We start from the raw sequence: 19,982 nt of genomic DNA on the forward strand, positions 1-19,982 counted from the left end.
TAGCTGGCTAGGGGGCGATCAGGGTGCGGTGGATGCGGCCGCCCCGGCCGTCCTGCACGGCGGCGGCGAGGACGAATCCCGGTGCGGGGTGGAGCAGTTCGAAGTGCCAGGCGGCGTTCTCCGCGGCCGGCCGGGCGGGGTCGGTGACCCGGATCGGCCGGCTCTCCGGCGGGGTGAAGGAGAAGCTGGCGAGCTCCCGCCGCAGCCCGGTGCCGACGGCCTTGAGGTAGGCCTCCTTGAGCACCCAGTACGCGGCGACCCGGGCCGCCCGCTCGGCCGCCGGGGCGGCGTCCACGGCGGCCCGCTCGGCCTCGGCGAACCAGCGCGGCAGGTGGCGGACGGCGTCCGCGCCGGCCGCGGCCGGCTCCACGTCCACCCCGCAGCCGCGGCCGGAGGTCACCAGGCAGGCGACCATCCCGTCGGTGTGCGAGAGGTTGAACCGCAGGCCGTCCGCGGACGGTTCGGGCTCCGGACGGCCGTCCGGGGCGGTCCGCACCCGCCAACCGCCGAGCGGGCGGCCGGAACGGGCGCTCAGCGCGTACCGGGCGAGCACCCGGCCGCCGAGGAAGCGCCGCCGGGCGCCCTCGCCGCGCAGCCGGGCCAGCCGGGTCCGCTCCTCGGGGCCGAGCAGGGCCGGGCCGCCGTGCCGGGCGGCGAAGGACTCGGCGGCGGCCTCCGGGAGCAGCCAGAGGTGTCCGTCAGGCGCGGGCATCGCGCCTCCGGCCGCGGTGGACCCGGGGCTCCCGGGGCTCCGGGACGGTGCCGAGGACGCCCATGCCGACCAGCTGCTTCAGCCACTCGGACATCTCCCAGCGCAGCCGTTCCCGGCACGGCGGGCAGACCTTGAGGTCGGGGTCGAGACGGTCGGGCCGGCCGCTTCGCCGGCAGGACGGGCAGAGGGCGCGGGCGCCCGGGTGCGGTGGCATGCGGCTCTCCTTCCGCTGCGGTGCGGGTGGGCGGGGGGTCACTGCGCGCCGGGGCGGGGCCCGGTGCGCGCGGCCAGCCGGAACTGCCAGTACGAGAACAGCCGGTCGCCGCGGTGCAGCCGGCGCAGCACGGCCATCACCGCGTCCACGTCGGCGGCGTCGGTGACGGCCTCGTGCGGGTACCAGTGCCGGCGCAGCCGTTCCAGCTGGAGCAGCAGCAGGGCACCGCTGGGCAGCGGGTCCTCCATCGCGGCGGCGGAGTGGACGTGGGTGTGCACGCAGGCCGCGACGGCGTGCAGCAGGCAGTACTCCTTGGCGAGGTCGAAGAGTTCGGCGGACTGGCCGTACTCGCGGCCGAGTCCGGTCTTGAGCGTGCGGCTGCGCGCGTGCAGGGCGGCGGCGCGGCCGAGGAGTTCGGCGGCGGTGTCGGCGGCGCGCCGCAGCCGGTCGCCCTCGGCGGTCCCGGTGTTCCCGGCCCCGTCGGCGAGGCGGCGCAGGGCGGCGAGCGAGGCGGGCGCGGCGAGCAGGGCGTCGTCCCGGCCGCGGCTGAACAGCTCCTGGTCCCAGGGGCGGTAGAGCGGCAGCGGCCGGTCCATGCCGTACAGGTCGGCCACCCGCTCCTCGGCCGCGGCGGCGGCACCGGCGGGCGGCTCGACGGCGGCGGCGAGCAGTCCGTCCAGCTGCAGGGCGAGGTTCTTCAGGTTGACCACGGTGTTGCCGTCGGCGAAGTTGGCCACCAGCAGGTCGCGGAGCATCTTCTGGTGGATGCCGTGGTGCGGGTCGTCGCGGAGGTAGAAGCGGGCGCCCAGCACCACGTTGAGCTGGGACATGGTGCGTTCCAGCATGGTCGGCACCAGGTACTTGGTGACCGAGGACCAGACGCTGGCCTGCTCCGGGACGAGCTGGAGGCTGCGGACGGCGCCGAGGCTGACCGCGTCGGCGACCATCAGGTCGGCGAAGCACTCGGCCAACTGCCGCCGGGAGTAGGGGATGTCGCTGACGGCTCGGCCGAAGATGATCCGGTGCTCGGTGAAGTCGAGGGTGCCGCGCAGTGCGGTGTCGACCGCGGAGAGCGCGATGGAGCCGATCAGGGTGCGGGCGACCTGGGAGGTCTGCAGGGCGATCTCCAGGCCGGCGCCCTCCGCGCCGAGCCGGGCGGAGTCGGGGACGAACACCCCGTCCACCCGGATGCCGCTCATGTCGATGGCGCGCAGGCCGTGCAGCCGCTCGTTGGGCAGCTCCTCGACGGAGCCGGCCGGCGTGCGGCGCTTCTCCAGCAGCAGGATCGAGTAGCCGGCGGGGCCGCCGGACTCCTTGGTGCGGGCGAAGACGGTGAGGCCGTCGGCGACGCGGGCGTTGCCGATCAGCCACTTCTCGCCGGTGAGCAGGTAGCCGCCCTCGACCTTGTCGGCCCGCAGTTCGTTGCCGAGCACGTCGCTGCCGTGGTTGCGCTCGGACAGGCCCCAGGCGTAGCGGCTGCCCCGCTTCATGGCGTCGACCAGGTACTGCTTCTGCCCGTCGGTGCCGGCGATCCAGGCGGGCAGGAAGGCCAGACTGGTGATGATCAGGGCGGTGGCGGTGGTCGGGTCGCGGCGGGCGACGAGGCGCAGCAGGTTGAAGCCGGTCTCCACGTCGCCGGCCCGGCCGCCCTGGGCGGCGGGGATGTTGTACTCGTGGACCCCCCAGCGCTGCAGCAGGTTGACGAACGGGTAGGGGTACTCCTCGCGTTCGTCGTGGTCGAGGATCCGCTCGAACGGCATCCGGCCGGCCGGGTCGTGCGGGTCGCCGAGGTGGGCCTCCAGCTCGGCGGCGAGCTTGTCGAGTTCTGGCTTCGGCACCGGTCTCCTCCGGGTCGCGTGGATCGGTCGCGTGGGTGCAGGGGTGTCGGTCAGGCCAGCGGGACGGGGACGGCGGAGAACAGCCGGTTCTCCCGGTGCAGCGCGAGCACGGTGTCGAGGGCGGGTGCGAGCGGTTCGGCCGTGCGGCGCGGGTCGGTGCCGCCGGCGCGGGCGAGCAGGTAGCCGAGGCAGGCGCCGAGCCAGCCGGTCGAGCCGGACGGCTGCCCGTGCAGCGGCAGGTGGCGGCTCGCCCACCACAGCTGGAGGCAGCAGGCGGCGGCGTGCAGCCAGGCGAACCGTTCGGCGAGGTCGACCAGGGCGAGGCCGGGGCCGGCCCGCTCGACCTCCTCGGGCAGGTCCCGCAGGGCGTCCCGGAGGCGTTCGGCGAGGGCGGCCGTCTCCGGGGCGCCGCTCTCCGTGAGGGCCGCCGCGGCGGGGCCGGCGATCGCGGCGAGGGTGCCGGTCGGCAGGTCGCGGCCGCGGGCGTTGAGGTCGAGCCGGGTCGGGTCGTAGGGCGGCAGCGGCGCGTCCAGGGCGAAGACGGTCGCGGCGTCCCCGGCCGGGCCGGCCGGGGCCTTGGCGAGGGCGGGCAGCTGGCCGGCGAAGGAGCGGAGGTTGGCCAGGGTGCTGGTGTCGACGACCCGGACGAGGGCGGCGTCCCGCTGGAGCTTCTGGAAGAGGCCGCCGCCGGGGCCCTCGGTGCGCAGCACGGCGCGGGTGGCGAGGGTGGCGCCGCAGCGGGTGATCGCGTCCTCCACGGCCTCGGCGACCACGTGCTTGGCGATGCAGCCCCAGATGCTGAACTGCTCGGGGGCGAGGTGGATGCCGCGGGCGGCGGTCAGCGCGACGGCGTCGGCGGCGAGCAGTGCGGCCGCGGCGATCGCGGACTCCCGCCGCTGGTGGGGGGTGTCGAGGAGGCGGCTGCGGCCGGTGCGCCGTTCGGCGGCGAAGCCGAGGGTGAGCCGCAGGGCGGTGTCGGCGCAGCCGAGGCTGCCGGCGGTGGACATCAGCCGGACGACCTGCTGGGCCTTGACCGCGGCCTCCAGGGCCTCGCCGGGGCGGCCGACCACCCGGTTGCCGGGGACGGGGAGGCCGTCGAAGCGCAGGTGGGCGAAGTCGATGCCGCGCATGCCGCCGGTCGGCACGGCCGGGCCGCGGTCGAGTTCGGGGCCGGCGTCGGTGAGGTCGAGCAGGACGGCGGTGAAGGAGCCCGGTCCGCGTTCCCCGGTGCGGGCGACCACGTAGGCGGCCTCGCAGCGCTGCCCGAGGCCGACCATCCACTTCTCGCCGGTGAGCCGCAGGCCCGGGCCGTCCGGGTCGCGTTCGAGGCGGGCGGTGTTGGCGAGCAGGTCGCTGCCGTGCTCGGCCTCGGAGAGGGCGAAGGCCACCGCGCCGCCGCCGCGCAGCAGTTCGGCGACCTCCTGCTGCTGGGCGGGCGAGCCGTGCAGCCGGACGCAGGTGGCGGCGGTGATGGAGAACATGGTGGCCGGCATCGCGTTGAGGTCGCGCCGGGCGGCGGTGCGGACGAGCAGCAGGCTGCGGTCGAAGGAGCGGAAGGTGCCGCCCCGGTCGGCGGGCAGGTAGTCGAGGTGGAATCCGGCCTTGCGCAGGGCGGCGGCCAGCTCCTCGGGGTACTCCCCCGCCTCGTCGCGGCGGGCGGCGGCGGCGAAGCCGTACGGGTTGGCCGGGTCCTCGGCGGGGCCGAGCAGCTGTTCCAGCTGTGCGGCGGCGGAGCCGGGTCCGTCGAGCGGGCCGGTCATCCGACGCCCTCCGGGGTGGTGACGGCGGACTCCAGCGGGACGGGCCGGTAGTCCGCGGCGGCGGCCGGGACGTGCACGCCGGCGGTGCGCAGCTGGGCGATCCGGGTGTGGAAGGCGGCTCCGCGCATCAGGTGGTGGGCGACCTCGGCGACCCGGCGGTTGCCGGGTGCCTTGAGGTAGCTGGCGGTCACCCAGTCGTTGAAGCTGCCCATCGCCGGGCCGCACCAGATCTGGTAGTCGAGGGTGCGGTCGGGGTCGCCGGTGACGGCCCAGCGCGAGCTCATTCCCAGGTACCAGCGGAAGACCAGGGCCATCCGCCGCCTGGGGCTGCCGGTGGCGCGGGCGAGCTGTTCGGGGTCGCGGCGCTCGAAGTAGCCGACGCACTCCTGCCAGACGTCGGCGAGCGGGCGGCGGAAGACCTGGGCCTCCAGCCGGGCGCGCTCGGCCTCGGGCAGCGCCTCCAGTCCGTCGTACGCCTGGTAGAGCTCGTACAGCTTCTTGGCCCGCATCGGGAAGAGCGTGCCCTTCTTCAGTACCTGCAGCTCGACGCCCAGTTCGAACATGTCGGCGGCGGGGGCCATCTCGCAGTCGGCGATGCCGGCCTCGGCGAGCAGCGCCCTGGCCGCCTTGGAGGCGCCGGACTCCACGCAGGACTGGTTGACCGAGCCGGTGACCACGTAGGCGGCGCCCATCGCGAAGGCGGCGGCGACGGCGGACGGGGTGCCGAGCCCGCCTCCGGCGCCGACCCGGACGGGGGCCGGGTAGCGGTGCTCGCGCTGCACGGCGTCGCGCAGCCGCAGGATGCTGGGCAGCAGGGCGGGCAGCGGCCGGCGGTCGGTGTGGCCGCCGGAGTCGGCCTCGACGGTGATGTCGTCGGCCATCGGCACGTACTTGGCGAGGTCGGCCTGGAGCGGGGTGATCAGGCCCTGCTCCAGCAGGGAGCTGACGGCCGCGGCCGGGGCCGGGCGCATGAACCGCTCGGCGGTCTCGGTGCGGGAGATCTTGGCGATCACCCGGTGCTCGGCGACCGGGCGGCCGTCCGGGCCGGGGCGCAGCCCGGCCAGCCGGTAGCGGACGATGTGCGGGCTGAGTGCCATGAAGGCGGAGGCCTCGACGCAGCGCACGCCGTGCCGCAGGAAGAGTTCGACGGCCTCGCGTTCCAGCCGCTCCTCGCTGGGGCTGTGGATCAGGTTGACGGCGTAGGGCAGGCCGGGGATCTCGGCGGCGAACCGGGCGAGCGCCTTCGCGATGCTCTCCGGCAGCAGTCCGGCGGCGCCGAAGGAGCCGAGGAAGCCCTGCCGGGCGAGGGCGATCACCAGGTCGGCGGAGGCGATGCCGCCGGCCATCGCCCCGGCCAGGTACGGCTGGCGGACGCCGTGCGCGGCGAGGAAGGCGGCCGAGCCGAGCCGCTGCGGGGGCAGCGGTGCGGCAGCGGCGAGCAGTGGCAGGCCGCTCCCGCGGCCGCCGGACGGGACGGCGCGGCCGCCCGCGGCGGTGCCGATGCCCTGCGGGGTGCGGACGACGAAGCAGGGGCGTTCCAGGTCGGCGAGGGCCTGGTAGATCCCGGCCGGGTCGGTGCTCGGATACTGCTCGCCCTGCCAGAGCAGTGGTGTCTGGGGGTGGTTCATGATGGGCTTCCGTCTCCTCGGGCGGGCGGTCAGGGGGTGGCCGACTGGGACCGGACCTCGACGGCCACGCCGGTGAGCTCGTAGATCCGCAGTCCGGGCTTCCACAGGTCGGCGTCGGCGACCACGACGAGCCGGCCGTCCTCGCGGCGGACCTCGCGGACGTGCACGTCGAAGCGGAGCTCCTCGTCGTGGCGGAGGATCTGGCCGCGGTACTTCCAGCCGAGTTCGACGTCGGTGGCGAGGGCGAAGTGCGGCCGCTCGATGCCCTCGGCGAGGCCCTCCTCCAGCACGTACAGCCGCAGGGCCTGCAGCACGGCCTCGACGCCGAGCGAGCCGGGCATCACCGGGTCGCGGTGGAAGTGGCAGTCGAAGTACCACTCGTCGGGGCGCACGGCGCGGTGGCCGTGCAGGTAGCCCTTGCCGTGCCGGCCGCCGTCGCGGACCAGGTCGACCCGGTCGACGAGGTGGAAGTGGCCGCCGGGCAGGTGCAGCAGGCCGCCCGCCGGGTCGGTGAAGGCGGGAGCGTCGTCGGGGAGTTCGATCCGCCGGACGCGGTCGGCGGCGGGCTTCTCCTGTTCGATCCAGGGGGCGGCGTACTGCCCGGCGTCCAGGCCGGCCTGGTTGGCGAGGGCGGCGTCGCTGAAGTACCCGAAGAGCGACTCGCCGGTGTAGAAGACCTCGCCGTCGGTGGAGAGCTCGTAGCCGAACTTCTGCAGCACGGCGCCCTGGACGGCGCTGGTCATCAGCAGCTTGGAGTGGTGCCGGACGGTCCTGCCGCGCAGGTCGAGGTCCTTGACCAGGGTGGCCCGCCCGTCCAGGTTGCGGATGGCGTACTCGGTCTCCGGCTGCTTGAGGGTGGCGCCGAGGTAGTAGCCGAGCAGGATGGCGGCCTGCAGCGAGGTCTCCATGTGGACGCAGTTCGGCATGTGCGGGTGCGCGTTCTGCGCGTAGTACCAGGCGTCGGCCGGGGAGTCGTACTCGGTGACCATCTCCGAGCCGGGTCCGAGGTCGCCGCGGACGCCCTTCAGCTGCATGATCCGGTCGACGAACTGGAAGTCCCCGTTGGGGATGTACGGCGCGCGGCTGTTCCGGTAGACGTCGAACTCGGGGCCCATGGCGGTGCCGAGGTCGCCCTTGGCGGCGTGCGCCAGGTGCAGCTCGTTGATCATCGCGGGTTCGCCGGAGCGGTTGCGCCGGCCGAGGAAGGCCGGCACGCCGCCGGTCTCCGGCCGGTACGGGGTGCCCTCCTTCTCGCGGATCTGGATGCCGAAGTTGCGCATCCGGATCACCGGCTTGTCGCCCAGGTACACCAGGACGTCGGCGACCACCGAGGGCCGCGGGAGCAGGGTGAGCTCCATGACCTCGATCTCGTAGCGGATCTCCCGGTGCTGCGGGGTGATCTGGCCGCGGACCTGCACCTCGGTCTGCAGGCCGACGACGGTCTGGAAGCGCGCGTCCGGCAGCACCAGGTGCATGCCCTGGTGCAGCAGGTAGGTCTGCAGGGCCTGGACGGCGCCCTCGGCGACCATCGAGCCGGCCAGCACCGGGTCGTCGGGGAAGTGGCACTCGAAGTACCAGGCGTCGGGCTGCAGTTGCTTGGTGGCGGTGAGGGCGCCGAGGCCGCGCGGGCCGCCGGTGCGGTCGATCCGCAGCTCGTCGATCATCCGCAGCCGGGCGTCGGGCAGGCGCAGCGCGGGGTTGAGGCCCTCGTCCTGGGCGTGTTCGGGGCCGAAGACCTCGCCGGGGCGGCCCTGGGCGAGCAGGTCGAGGTCGGCGGCGGTGAGGTGGTTCCTCTCCGTCCGGGCGAGCGGCTTGAACCAGGCCCTGGTCAGGGCCGCGCGGGCGGCCTTCTCCTTGGCAGTGACGACCACGCCGAGCGGGGTGTCGAGTTCGGCCTGGCTGAAGAACCCGGCGGAGGCGTCCTTGAGTTCGAGGATCAGCTCGCCGTCGGCGTAGCAGAGGTAGCTGAAGAAGAAGAGCGTGGTGTCGCCCTGGGTGACGAACCGGTTGATCGAGATGTCGTAGCGCAGCGTCTGCCCGACCCGTGGCAGGTCGCCGTGGAAGACCAGGGTGGAGTCGAGCAGCCGGTAGACCCGTTCGCCCTTGTTGCGGAAGTCGATGCCGAGGTAGCTGATCAGCAGCAGGTCGCACTGGCCGGCCTCGATGGCGACCGCCGGCGGCACACCGCCGTCGACGGCGTACCAGGCGTCCTTCGGCACGTCGTACTCGGTACGGATGAAGGACGGCTTGTAGACGCCGGTCTCGGCGCGCAGCTCGGTGACCCGGGTGACGAAGTGGTACGGCGGGGCGGGCAGCCGGACGCGCTTGGCGTAGCCGTCGATCTCGGCGAAGGCCGGGCCGAAGACGTCGGCGATCCGGCCGGTGGCGAAGGCGAGCAGGTCGTCCTCGTCCCAGATGACGCCGGGCTCCCCGGCCGGGACGACCGCGGTCGGCTCCAGGGCGGCCGGCACCGGCACGGCCGGGACGGGCGCGGGCGGCAGTTCGAGCCGGGGTGCGAGCTCGATGGCCTGCGGCTCGGGTACCGGCAGGGGGCCGGGGTCGGCGGGCGGGCCGTCGAGCAGCGCCTCGGTGCGAGCCAGGGTGCTGTCCTGCAGGACGCGCTGGGTCTCCATCACCACCGAGTGGGTGGCCATCAGCTGGTCGCGCAGTTCGCGGACGAGGTCCTGGGCCCCGTAGCCCGCCTGCTGCGCGGCCGCGGCCGGTGCGGTCACCGGCGGTGCGGTCACCGCCGGTGCGGCGGGGGCCGGTGGCGCGGGCGGGACGTCGGCGGCCGGCTCGCTCCACGGAAGGAAGGAGATCGGCTCGCCGTCGAAGGCGATGACCTCGGGGTCGGCGAGGGTCGGATCGGCGGGCATCTGCTCCTCCGGCGAGAGGGGGGACGGTCCGGGCGGGCCAGACGGCGCTGCCGGCAACGGAAGGCGGGGGTCTCCGCCGCCGGCCGCACGGACGGCGGACGGGGCGGGAACGGCGGCGACCGCGGCGAGCACGGGCTCCGGCGCGGCGGCGGGCCCGGGTGCCGCGGCGGGCTCGGCCAGCAGTTCGGCGGCCGCGGCGGCGATCCGGGCGGGGACGGACGCGCCGCCGCCGACCGGGAAGGGCACCCGGCGCCGGGCGGGCACCGCCGGCGCGGGCCCGAGCAGGCCGACGAGGTCGAGCGGTACGCCGTGCGCGAGCAGCCGGGCGGCCAGTTGCGCGACGGTGCGGGCGGTCGGCACGCCGCGCCGGTCCACGGAGACCGCGACGTGCGGGGTTTCGCCGAGCGTCTCACGCACCCAGCGGGTGCAGGTGGCGCCCGGGCCGACCTCGACGAAGTAGCGGAAGCCGCGGTCGTACGCGGTCCGCACCAGCCGCGGGAAGTCGATCGTGGAGCGCAGCGTGTGGGCGATCCGGCGGGCCGTCCCGGCGCTGTCCAGGGCGGGGACGGGCCCGTAGTCGTAGGCGCTGAGCAGTTCCAGGCCGCCGGCGGAGCCCATTGGGTGGTCGTTGAGCCCGGCGAGGCCGTCCAGGTCGGGGTCGACGACCGGGCAGTGCATCACCCCGTTGACGGGTGACCGGGCCGCGGGGCAGCCCAGCTCCTCGATCAGCGCCCGGCACTGCGCCGGATCGCCGGCGATCACCAGCTCGCCCGGGGTGTTGACGTGGGTGAGGAACACCCGGTCGTAGCGGGCGAGCGCGGCGCGGACGCGTTCCGCGTCGGCGAGCAGCACGTGGCCGGCCCAGACCGCGGAGTCGGGGACGGAGTCGGCCAGGCCCCACTGCTCGCGGACGGCGGTGCGCCGTCCGTTCAGCCGGTGCCGGAAGATCGGCGTGGCGCCGATCCGGTCGTCGCGGCGGGCACCGCGCTGCCAGCCGCCGGTGGCGAACAGCATGCTGGACTCGCCGAGGCTGTAGCCGAAGGCGCCGTGCGCCCGGACGCCCAGCAGGTCCCGCACCAGGTCGGTGTACAGGATCGCGAAGGTGGTGCCGGTGGCCAGCATGAACGGCAGGTCCTCGCCCAGTTCGGCCTCCAGGGCCATGAGTTCGCGGCGGCCCGGGTCGACCTGGGTGCGCGGGTGCAGCCGGGCGGCGCGGAAGGTGTCGTCGGGCCGCTCGACCTCGGCCTCGAAGCGCTCCAGCAGGCCGGGGAAGGCCCGGAACAGGTCCCGGCCGAGCCCCGGGTAGGAGGTGACCGCGCCGGGGTAGACCAGCGCGACCTTGCCGTCCGGGCCGATCGGGCGCGGGGTGAAGCAGCTGCCGGCCGGGGTCGCCCACTCCTCGCCGCGCTCCCAGGCGCCGGGCAGGTCCTTGGCGGCCGCGGCGAGCTGGCGGTCGAGCTCCTCGGCGTCCCGGCCGACCAGCACCACCCGCGGGGTGCCGGCGGGCAGCGCCTCGGCGGCGGCCCGGGCGAGCGCGTACGGGTCGGCGCCGTCGGCGAGCAGGCCGCGGTGGCGTTCGACCGAGGCGAGCAGTTCGGCCGGGTCGTCCGCGCCGAGGGCGAGCAGCACCGGGCCGCCGGCCCGCTGCCAGGCCCGTTCCTCGACGGCGCCGCTGGTGGCCGCCGCGGAGACCACCAGTCGGCCGTGCGCGCCGCCCTCGGCGATGAACGAGACGGCGGCGTGCCGTCGTCCGGTCCGCTCGGTGCGCAGCCAGGGGCGGGAGGTGCCGGCGAGGTGGCAGCCGGTGGCGGCGAGCCGGTCCGCGAGTTCGGGGGCGGGCCGCTGCCAGCCGGGGACGCCCGGCAGGTAGCCGTGGTGGACGGCGAGGACGGCCCGCAGCAGGCCGGCCATCGCGGCGGCGCCCTGGGCGTCGCCGATGTGGGCGCGGGCGCTGCCGAGCGCCGGGCCGGGGGCGCCGGCGGGGTGGACGGCGGCCAGCGCGGTGAGTTCGGCGGCGTCCTCGGCGGCGGTGCCGGCCGCGTGCGCCTCCAGGTAGCCGATGTCGGCGGCGGTGATCCCGGCGGCGTCGTGGGCGAGGGCGGCGGCCTCGGCGAGCGCGCCGGCGTCGGCCCGGGGCAGTTCGCCCCCGACGGGGGCGGCGTGCCGGACGGCGACGGCGTCCAGCCGGGCGTAGGCGGGTCTGCGGCCCTCGCCGGAGCGGGTGAGGACGACCGCTCCGGCGCCCTCGCCGATCCGCCAGCCGCCGGTGCCCGCGCCGAAGGCGAGGCCGGGGCCGGTGGCGGGGGCGCCGTGGGCGGCGGTGCGCTGCACCAGGTTCTCCGGCGAGCCGGCGAGGTCGACGGCGCCGACCAGGACGGCCTCGACGCTGTCGTCGAGCAGCAGCAGCCGGGCGGTGTCCAGGGCCTGCGCGGTGCCGGCGCCCTCGGCGGAGACGGTGAAGGACGGGCCGGTGAGGTTCCACAGCGAGGAGATCCGGCTGGCCATGATGTTGCCGATGTAGCTGAGCACCTCGTTGGCGACGATCGGCTCGTGCACGCCGTCGCGGGCGATCGCGGTGAGCCGCTCGCGCTGCGCGTCCGTCAGGTCGGTGCCGGCGAGCAGCTCGCGCAGCTGGGCGCCGATCCGGTGGCGGGCCAGGTGCAGGTGGGCGGAGGGTTCGATCTCCATGGCGATGACGACGGCGATCCGGCGGGCCTCGGGTGCGGAGGTGCCGGGGGCGGGTGTGCGGCTGTACCCGGCGTCGCCGAGCGCCTCGTCGGCGACCTTGGACATCAGCGCGTGCTGCAGGTTGTAGTTGCGCAGGTCGGCGGGCGGGATCCGGTGGTCGACCGGGTCGAGGCCGACGGTGTCGACGAAGGCGCCGACCGGCGGGGTGCCGGGGCCGACCCCGGCCGCGGCGAGGGTGCCGTCGGTGCTCTCCTCCAGTCCGCGCCAGCGGCGTTCGGGCAGCGGGCGGAAGGAGTCCAGCCCGTCGTGCACGGCCCGTTCGAAGGCGGTGGCCGACTCGAAGGCGCCGAAGTGCGCGCCGAGGCCGACGATGTCGGGCGCCGGCAGCACGGTCGGCTCCCGGTCGGCGGCCTGCGCCGGAACGGCGTCGGAGAGCACCACGTGCGCGTTGGTCCCGCCGAAGCCGAAGGCGGAGACGGCGGCCCGGCGGGCGCCGGCCGCGGCGGGCCAGTCCCGTCCGGTGCGGACCAGGGCGGTCGCGGCCGCCCCGCCGGGCCCGGGCACCGGCTCGGTGACGCCGACGGTCGGCGGCAGGTGGCCGTGCTCCATGGCGAGCACCACCTTGAGCAGGCTGCTCAGGCCGGCGACGGTCAGCAGATGGCCGATGTTGCCCTTCACCGAGCCGAGCAGCGGCAGTTCGCCGTGCGCGCCGAAGAAGCCGGCGACCGAGGCGGCCTCGGTGGTGTCGCCGATCGGGGTGCCGGTGGCGTGGCACTCCAGGTAGTCGACCTCGGCGGGCGAGAGGCCCGATGCGCGGTATGCCAGTTCGTAGGCGCGGTGCTGGCCGGCCTCGTCCGGCACCAGCAGGTGGCGGCCGCCACCGTCGTTGGAGAGGCCGATGCCGTCGACGACGGCGTGGATGCGGTCGCCCTCGCGCAGCGCGTCCTCCAGCCGGCGGACGGCGACCATGCCGGCGCCCTGGCCGGTGAGGATGCCGGCCGAGCGGGCGTCGAAGGGCTGGCTGAACCCGTTCTCGGGGTAGGCGTGCAGGTCGGAGAAGCAGAGGTGGATCAGGGTCGGGTCGGGGGCGCAGACGCCGCCGGCGAGCACCAGGTCGGCCTGGCCGGTGGCGAGGTGGTCGCAGGCAAGCTTCAGCGCGTACAGCGCGGAGGAGCAGGCGGCGTCCAGGGCGTAGCGGGGGCCGCCGAGGCCGAGGGCGGCGCCGACGATCCGGGCGGGGGCGCCGCTGACCCGGGCGTCGGCGGGGTCGCGGTGCAGGGCGGTGTCGGGGCGGCCGGGCAGGTCGAGGCCGGCCCGGCGCAGGCCGGTGCGGACGGCCTGCTCGACCAGCGGCAGGCTGAGGTCGGCCGAACCGGGCGTCGGGAACGAGTAGTTGCCGAGCACCAGGCCCGTCCGGGCGAGCAGCTCGGGGCGGTCGAGGTGGCCGCCGGTGCGCAGCGCCTCGCGGGCGGTGTGCAGCGACCAGTGGAAGACCCGGTCGAGGCCGGCGAGGCGCTCGGCGGCGATCCGGTAGCCGGTCGGGTCGAAGGCGAAGCCGCGGACGAAGCCGCCGCGGGTGCAGGTGATGCGGTGCTGCGGGTCGAGGTCGCGGGGGTCGGCGGGCGGTCCGAAGACCTCCGGGCCGCCCTCGGCCCGGCTGTCCGTCCCGCTGACGAGGTTCTGCCAGAACCGGTCCGGCGTCTCGGCGCCGGGGAACAGGCAGGACAGGCCGACGATGGCGTACGTGCTCATGGAAGCGGTGGTCCCTCCGGTCCGTGCGGCGGTCCGGCCGGCCTGCTGGGGTGCGGCCGGCCGGACCTGCCGGGTCGGGTGCGTCAGCTGCGGGCGAACTTCGCGGCCAGCTGCGGGGTCGACACGAGGCTGACCCCGCTCAGCCGGGCGAGGACGCGCCCGCCGTGGCCGACGGCGGTGACCGTCAGGCTGGCCGAGGTGCCGTTCACCGAGGCCGGTTCGACCACGGCGAGGAAGGTCTCGCCGTCGGCGGGTGCCCGGTGCAGTTCGGCGCGGGCCACCGAGAGCGGCAGGCTCGCCGTGGCGCGGAACAGCCGCATCCAGACCAGGCCCGCCTGCAGCAGCAGGTCGGTCGTGCCGGGCCGGTACAGCGAACCGGCGAACGCCCCTGCGGCCGCGGCCGGTTCGGGCAGCGCGCACTCCAGCACCAGCCGGGACTCGTCCTCGGCCAGCACCCGCCGGACGCCCTGCAGGGCGGCGCCGTGGAAGAGCGTGCCGTCGGCGTAGAACCCGCCGGCGTCGCGTCCGCCGCCCGCGGCCGGCAGCCCGGCCAGGGTCGGGTGGTTGAGCTCCGTCGCCGGGTCGTTGCCGAGCACCACCGTCGCCGCGTAGTGCGGGCGGACGGTGCCGTCCGCGGCGACCGAGCGGATCACCACCTCGGTGCTGGCCCGGTCGCCCGCCGGGGTGGCCGCCAGCTGCAGCCGCTCCGGCAGCGCCTCGTCGAAGAGGACACCCTTGTGCACCGCGAAGTCCCGCACCTGGCGGACGGTTCCGCCGCTGAGCCGCTCCACCGCGCCGACCGCCCAGCCGAGGGCGAGCGCCGCGGGCAGCACCGGTACCCCGCCGATCACGTGGTCGGCGACGATCGGCTCGCCGGCCAGCGCGGCCGCCGGGCGCTCCAGCACCACCGCGGCGGCGGGCCCCGCCGGCTCGCGCACCGACAGCGGGGTGGTCGGGCCGAGCACGGTGACGGTGTCCTCGGTCCGCCCGGCCGCGAACTGGCCGGTGAACAGGGCCGTTCCGGTCTCCACCGGGATCAGCGTGATGCCGCGCTCCTGGAACACCGCCTTGATCTGCGGCGAGACCATCCCGCTGTCCCAGGCACCCCAGTTGAGCGAGCTGACCCGGGCCGCGGGGTGCCGCCGCCGGAACGAGGACGCCCAGGCGTTGAGCACCTCGTTCGCCATCGCGTAGTCCGACTGCCCCTGGTTGCCGAAGAACCCGGCCACCGAGGAGAACAGCACCACGTGCCGCAGCCGGTCGGCCGGCAGCGCCTCCACCACCGCGCGCAGCCCGCCGAGCTTCGGCGCGAAGACCCGCTCGACCTCGGAGGCCCGCTTGTTGGCGATCAACTGGTCGGCCAGCACCCCGGCGCCGTGCACCAGACCGGTGACCCGGCCGGCGTACGGGGCCAGTGCGGCGGCGGTGGCGGCGGCGTCGGTGATGTCCACCGCCAGGTACTCGGCCTCGGAGCCGGCGGCCTTCAGCTCGGCGAGGGTCTCGCGGACCTCCCGCTCGCCGACCACCGCCCGGTACAGCTGCTCGACGCGCCTGGGGGTGGGCTTCTCCCCCTCCGCCCTGAGCCGGTCGACAGCAGCGGCCTTCAGCTCGGCGGTACCGGTCACCCCGGCCGCCCAGTCCGGCTCCTCGCCGAGTTCGGTCCGGCCGAGCAGCAGCAGGCCGGGACGGTGCGCACGGGCCAGGTCGGCGACGCAGCGGGCGGTGATGCCGCGTCCGCCGCCGGTGACCACCAGCAGGTCGTCCGGGCCGAGCTCGGCCGCGGTGGCGGAACCGGGTTCGGAGGCCAGGCCGGTGGGCCGCTCCGCGAGCGTCAGGGCGACCCGGCGGCGGCCGTCCAGGCCCACCTGCACCGGCTCGGCCGAGGCGTCGGAGACCTCCGCGAGCAGCAGCTCCGCGGCCGTGCGGTCGGCGACACCGGGCGCCAGGTCGACGGCCCGGCAGAACAGCTCGGGGGCCTCCACCGCCAGCGTCTTCACCAGGCCGCCGTAGCCGCCGGCGGGGACGAGGTCCTCGGCGACGCCGGTGAGGCCGAAGGCCCCGTCCAGCCGGGTCACCGTGACGAAGCCCGCCCGGCCGGCCGAGGCGGCCCGGGTCAGCGGCTCGACCAGGTGCTTGGCGACCAGCAGCCCGTGCGAGAGCCGGCGGACGCCGTCCGCCCACTCGGTGTCCCGGCGGGTGTCGAAGACCACCGCCAGCGCGACCGGCCCCTCCAGCGTCTGCTCGGTGCGCTCGGCGAGTTCGGTCGGGCCCCAGCCGGAGAGCGCGTGGTCCTCGACGCCGTCGATCCGGCGGGCGACGGACGGCAGCCGCAGCACCCGGACGGCCCGGCCCTGCGCCAGCAGCCGCTCGGCGACCAGCGGCACGAGCTCCCCGCCGTCGTCCACGAGCAGTGCCGCAGCGCCCTGCGGGTAGGCGTCCACCAGCACGTCCGGGGAGGGGAGTTCGAGGAGCGCGGCCTGCGCCCGGCCTATCGCTCCGGCTTTCGGCGCGGCGGGCTCCGGACGGGGCGCGGGAGCGGCGGACGCCTCGGGCGCGGCAGTGACGGCAGTGACGGCGGGGGTGGCGGGGGGCGTGTCGTTGCCGCCGATCGCGCCGGTCATGAAGTCGACGATCTGGCCGAGGGTGCGCAGTTCGCCGAGCTGCTCGGGGCCGACGGCCACCTCACTGGGGAACCGCTCCGAGAGGACACCGAGGATCTCGACCCGCTTGATCGAGTCGATCCCCAGATCCGCCTCCACGTCCATGCCCAGTTCCAGCATCTCTGCCCCAGCGTCCGCAGCTCACCCAACTGCTCCGGACCCACCGGCACCTCACTCGGGAACCGCTCCGAGAGGACACCGAGGATCTCGACCCGCTTGATCGAGTCGATCCCCAGATCCGCCTCCACGTCCATGCCCAGTTCCAGCATCTCCGCCGGATAACCGGTCTTCTGCGCCACCACCTCCAACAGCGCGCAGAGCCGGTGCGACGGGGGCTTCGGCGGCGGGCACCGGCACGAACTCGGCGACCGGGGCAGCGGCCGGCAGTGCGGGGGCGGCGACCGGGGCAGCGGCCGGCAGTGCGGGGGCGGCGACCGGCGGAGCCGCCACCGCTGCCTGCGGCTGCGCGGGCGCGCTCGGTGCGGTGGGCCCGGCGGGCGCGGCCGGTGCGCCGCCGAGTTCCAGGGCGGCGAGGTCGCGGAGGATCTCGTTGGCCCGCAGGTGGGTGCGGCCGATGGCGAGGCCGTGCTCCTTGACGGCGGTGACGCCGGCGAGCACCTCGTCGACCCGGCCCTGTCCGGCGGCGTTCTCCAGCAGGCCGGCGAGCCGCTGGGCGCTCTGCAGCTGGCCGTTGAGGTAGTCGTCGTGGAGCGCGAGGTGGTCGGCGATCAGCTCGGGCAGTCGGTCGGACGCCGCGGCGGCGGCCTGGTCGTGGTCCACGGGTGCGTTCTCCTGGACGGCGTTCCTCGCGGGGAGGGGGACGGGTGCGGGCTCCGGCGGCAGGGCCTCGGGCAGCGGTGCGGGCGGCGCCACTGCCGTCGGGGCGGGGATCACGGGCCCGGCGACCGGAGCGGGGGCCACGGGCCCCATGACCGGAGCAGTCACCTCGGGCACGGGAGCCGTGGCCGGGGTGACCCGGTAGCCGTTCTCCAGGGCCTCGCGGTAGGCGGCCTTGCGGGCGTCCGAGACGTGGTTGATGCCGTTCAGCGGCACCGTCATGCCCTTGCTCGGGACGGCCTCCGGCGCGGCCGCGGTGTAGCGGTCGGCGACGGACACCGGGAGTCCGAGGACGGCGAGTTGGGCGACGGCCCGCTTGAGGGCGAGGTCGGCGTCGGCGCCCGGTCCGCCGTCCAGCCGGACGGCGTGGTGCGGGCGGTCGCCGAGGATGCGGGCGACCAGCTGGGTGAGGACGCCCTTGGGGCCGAACTCGACGAAGGTGCGGAATCCGGCCGCGTACATCTCCTCGACCCGGTCGGCGAAGTGCACCGGGTTGATCAGCTGCTCGGCGAGCAGGGCGGCGTTGGCCGCGGGGTCGTCGCCGTAGCGGCCGCCGGGGGTGTTGGCGTAGACGGGCCGCAGCGGCGGGCGGACCTCCACCTGGTCGACGGCGGCGCGGAAGGCCTCGACGGCGTGGCCGACGAAGGGGGTGTGGAAGGCGGCGGAGACCGGCAGCCGGGAGATCCGCAGCCCGGCTCCGGCCGCCGAGGCGACCAGCCGTTCCACCGCGGCGGTCGGGCCGCCGACGACGATCTGGTCGGCCGCGTTGCGGTTGCACACCACCAGTTCGGGGTGGTCGGCGAGCAGTTCGGCGACCTTCGCCTCGGGGGCGCTGACGGCGGCCATCGCGCCGGCGTCGAAGCCGGGGTCGGTGGGCGGGGCCATGGCGGCGCCGCGGGCCCGGGCGAGGGCGAAGTAGGCGTCGTCGGTGAGGGCGCCGGCCGCCCAGAGGGCGGTCAGCTCGCCGAAGCTGTGGCCGAGGTGGCCGTCCGCGGCGAAGCCGAGTTCGCCGAGGTAGCGGTACTGGCCGGCGGCGAGCGCGCCGATCGCGGGCTGCGCGTACGCGGTGCGGCGCAGCGACTCCTCCTGGGCGGTGCGGGCCGCGGTGGAGAAGGCGGGCGGCGGGAAGGCCACCCGGGAGAGCAGTTCGGCGCCGTCGAACTCGCGGTTGGCGCGGTCGAAGGCGGCGCGCAGCGGCGGCAGGGCGAGGACGGCGCGGTGGCCGGGGTTGACGTACTGGCTGCCCTGGCCGGCGTAGAGGGCGCCGACCTTGCCGGTGTCGGCGGCCCGGCGGCGGTACCAGAGTCCGCGGGGGTGGGCCCAGTCGGCTGCGTCGGGTTTGGCGCGCAGCTCGGCGGCGGCGAGGGCGCGCAGCTCGGCGAGTTCGGTCTCGTCGCGGGCGGCGAGGGCGAGCCGGGCGTGGTCGGCGGGGGCGGGGCCCTCGGCGGCGGGGGCGCCGTCGGCGAGCCGGGCTGCGAGGGCGGCCGGGTCGGCGGCGTGCCAGAGGTGGACCCGGGCGACGGGGAACATCACCTTGAGGTCATCGCCGTCGCCGTGCTCCTGGAGCACGAAGTGGAAGTTGGTGCCGCCGAAGCCGAAGGAGGAGATGGCGGCGCGGCGGTCGGTGCGCCGCGGGTCCTTGATCCAGGGCCGGCTCTCGGTGTTGACGTAGAACGGGCCGGCGGTGAAGTCGATCGCGGGGTTGGGCTCGTCGACGTTGATGGTGGGCGGGAGCACCTTGTGGTGCAGGGCGAGCGCCAGCTTGATCATGCCGGCGGCGCCGGCCGCGGCCTTGGTGTGGCCGATCTGGGACTTCACGCTGCCGACCGCGGCGTACTGCCGCTCCCCGGTGGTGTCGGCGACGACGGCGGCGAGGGCGGAGAGTTCGGTGGCGTCGCCGACGGCGGTGCCGGTGCCGTGCGCCTCGAAGAGCTCGACGCTGTCGGGGGTGCAGCGGGCGTCCTCGTACGCGCGGCGCAGGGCGACCGCCTGGCCCTCCTTGCGCGGGGCGTAGATGGACTTGAAGCGGCCGTCGCTGGAGGAGCCGATGCCGCGGATGACGGCGTAGACCTCGTTGCCGTCGCGTTCGGCGTCGGCGAGGCGGCGCAGCGCGAACATGCCGATGCCCTCGCCGATCAGGGTGCCGTCGGCGTCCTTGTCGAAGGGGCGGATCCGGCCGGCCTTGGAGAAGGCGGGGGTCTTGCTGAAGCAGAGGTACATGAAGATCGTGTTCTCGGCGTCGCAGCCGCCGGCGATCATCGTGTCGGCGCGGTGCTCCAGCAGTTCGCTGACGGCGGCCTTGGTGGCGGCGAGCGAGCTGGCGCAGGCGGCGTCGATGGTCATGTTGGTGCCGCCGAGGTCGAGCCGGTTGGCGATCCGGCCGGCGACGACGTTGCCGAGCATGCCGGGGAAGGAGTTCTCCTCCCAGGGGGCGAAGGCGAGCTTGAACTTCTCGGCGATCTCCTCGGCGTCACGCTCGCTGAGGCCGCAGCTGCGGACGACCTCCTTGAGCACGGGGGTCTGCAGCCGGGCGGAGAGCGGCTGGGTGAGCTGGTTGGCGCCGGTGATGCCGAGCACCACGCCGGTGCGGTCGGGCTTGTACCAGGGCCGGTCGGCGCCGGCGTCGCGCAGCACGTCGCGGGCGACGACGAGGCTGAGCAGCTGGAGGACGTCGGTGACCTCCAGGGTGGTCGGCGGCAGCCCGAACTCCATCGGGTTGAACGGGACGGTGGGCATGAAGCCGCCCCGTCTGGCGTAGGTCTTGTCGGGCGCGGACGGGTCCGGGTCGTAGTGCTCGGAGACGTCCCAGTGGGTGCTCGGCACGTCCTCGATGCAGTCGGCGGCGGACATCACGTTGCCCCAGAACTCCCGCAGGTCGCGGGACTTGGGGAAGAGCGCGGAGAGGCCGACGATGGCGATCGGCTCGTCCGCGAGCCGGCGGCCGAGATCCGCGTCGGGCAGGGGGCTGGTGGGCTTCGAGGTGTTCACGGCAGGGCTCTCTCGGGCTCGGAGGGCCG

General features: G+C 75.6%; 7 protein-coding genes and 2 pseudogenes. All 9 read right to left on the minus strand.

Annotation, left to right across the window (positions count from 1 at the left end; translation table 11 throughout):
• Positions 1-7 precede the first annotated feature (7 nt).
• Entirely contained in the window at positions 8-712 is a 705-nt protein-coding gene (locus IE98_RS0103235; RefSeq protein ID WP_030263657.1) for a 4'-phosphopantetheinyl transferase family protein, read from the minus strand.
• Positions 699-926: a hypothetical protein gene (locus IE98_RS0103240; protein ID WP_030263660.1), complete on the minus strand. Its 228-nt coding sequence runs from the start codon at positions 924-926 to the stop codon at positions 699-701. The genes IE98_RS0103235 and IE98_RS0103240 overlap by 14 nt, the downstream gene beginning before the upstream one ends.
• A 38-nt stretch (positions 927-964) precedes the next feature.
• Entirely contained in the window at positions 965-2,764 is a 1,800-nt protein-coding gene (locus tag IE98_RS0103245; RefSeq protein ID WP_030263663.1) for an acyl-CoA dehydrogenase, read from the minus strand.
• A gap of 50 nt (positions 2,765-2,814) precedes the next feature.
• Positions 2,815-4,524 carry an acyl-CoA dehydrogenase gene (locus tag IE98_RS0103250; protein ID WP_030263664.1) on the minus strand — a complete coding sequence of 570 codons (1,710 nt, stop codon included), beginning with the start codon at positions 4,522-4,524 and terminating at the stop codon, positions 2,815-2,817.
• Positions 4,521-6,152, minus strand: coding sequence for a PfaD family polyunsaturated fatty acid/polyketide biosynthesis protein (locus IE98_RS0103255; protein ID WP_052390057.1), 1,632 nt, complete (start codon positions 6,150-6,152; stop codon positions 4,521-4,523). The genes IE98_RS0103250 and IE98_RS0103255 overlap by 4 nt, the downstream gene beginning before the upstream one ends.
• Before the next feature lie 29 nt (positions 6,153-6,181).
• A complete protein-coding gene (locus IE98_RS49975) occupies positions 6,182-13,468 on the minus strand; it encodes a beta-ketoacyl synthase N-terminal-like domain-containing protein (RefSeq protein ID WP_030263669.1) in 7,287 nt (2,428 codons plus the stop codon).
• A gap of 83 nt (positions 13,469-13,551) precedes the next feature.
• Positions 13,552-16,248 (minus strand): SDR family NAD(P)-dependent oxidoreductase, encoded by a 2,697-nt coding sequence (locus IE98_RS50405; RefSeq protein ID WP_267882311.1) that lies wholly within the window; start codon positions 16,246-16,248, stop codon positions 13,552-13,554.
• 65 nt (positions 16,249-16,313) lie between these two features.
• Positions 16,314-16,397 (minus strand): annotated as a pseudogene (locus IE98_RS51835) (hypothetical protein); the annotation flags it as partial.
• A 67-nt stretch (positions 16,398-16,464) separates the two neighbouring features.
• Positions 16,465-19,953 (minus strand): annotated as a pseudogene (locus IE98_RS50415) (beta-ketoacyl synthase N-terminal-like domain-containing protein); the annotation flags it as partial.
• Positions 19,954-19,982: the final 29 nt, after the last annotated feature.

Origin of the sequence: Streptomyces sp. NRRL B-24484 (assembly GCF_000717715.1) — a bacterium.
Classification (GTDB): Bacteria; Actinomycetota; Actinomycetes; order Streptomycetales; family Streptomycetaceae; genus Kitasatospora.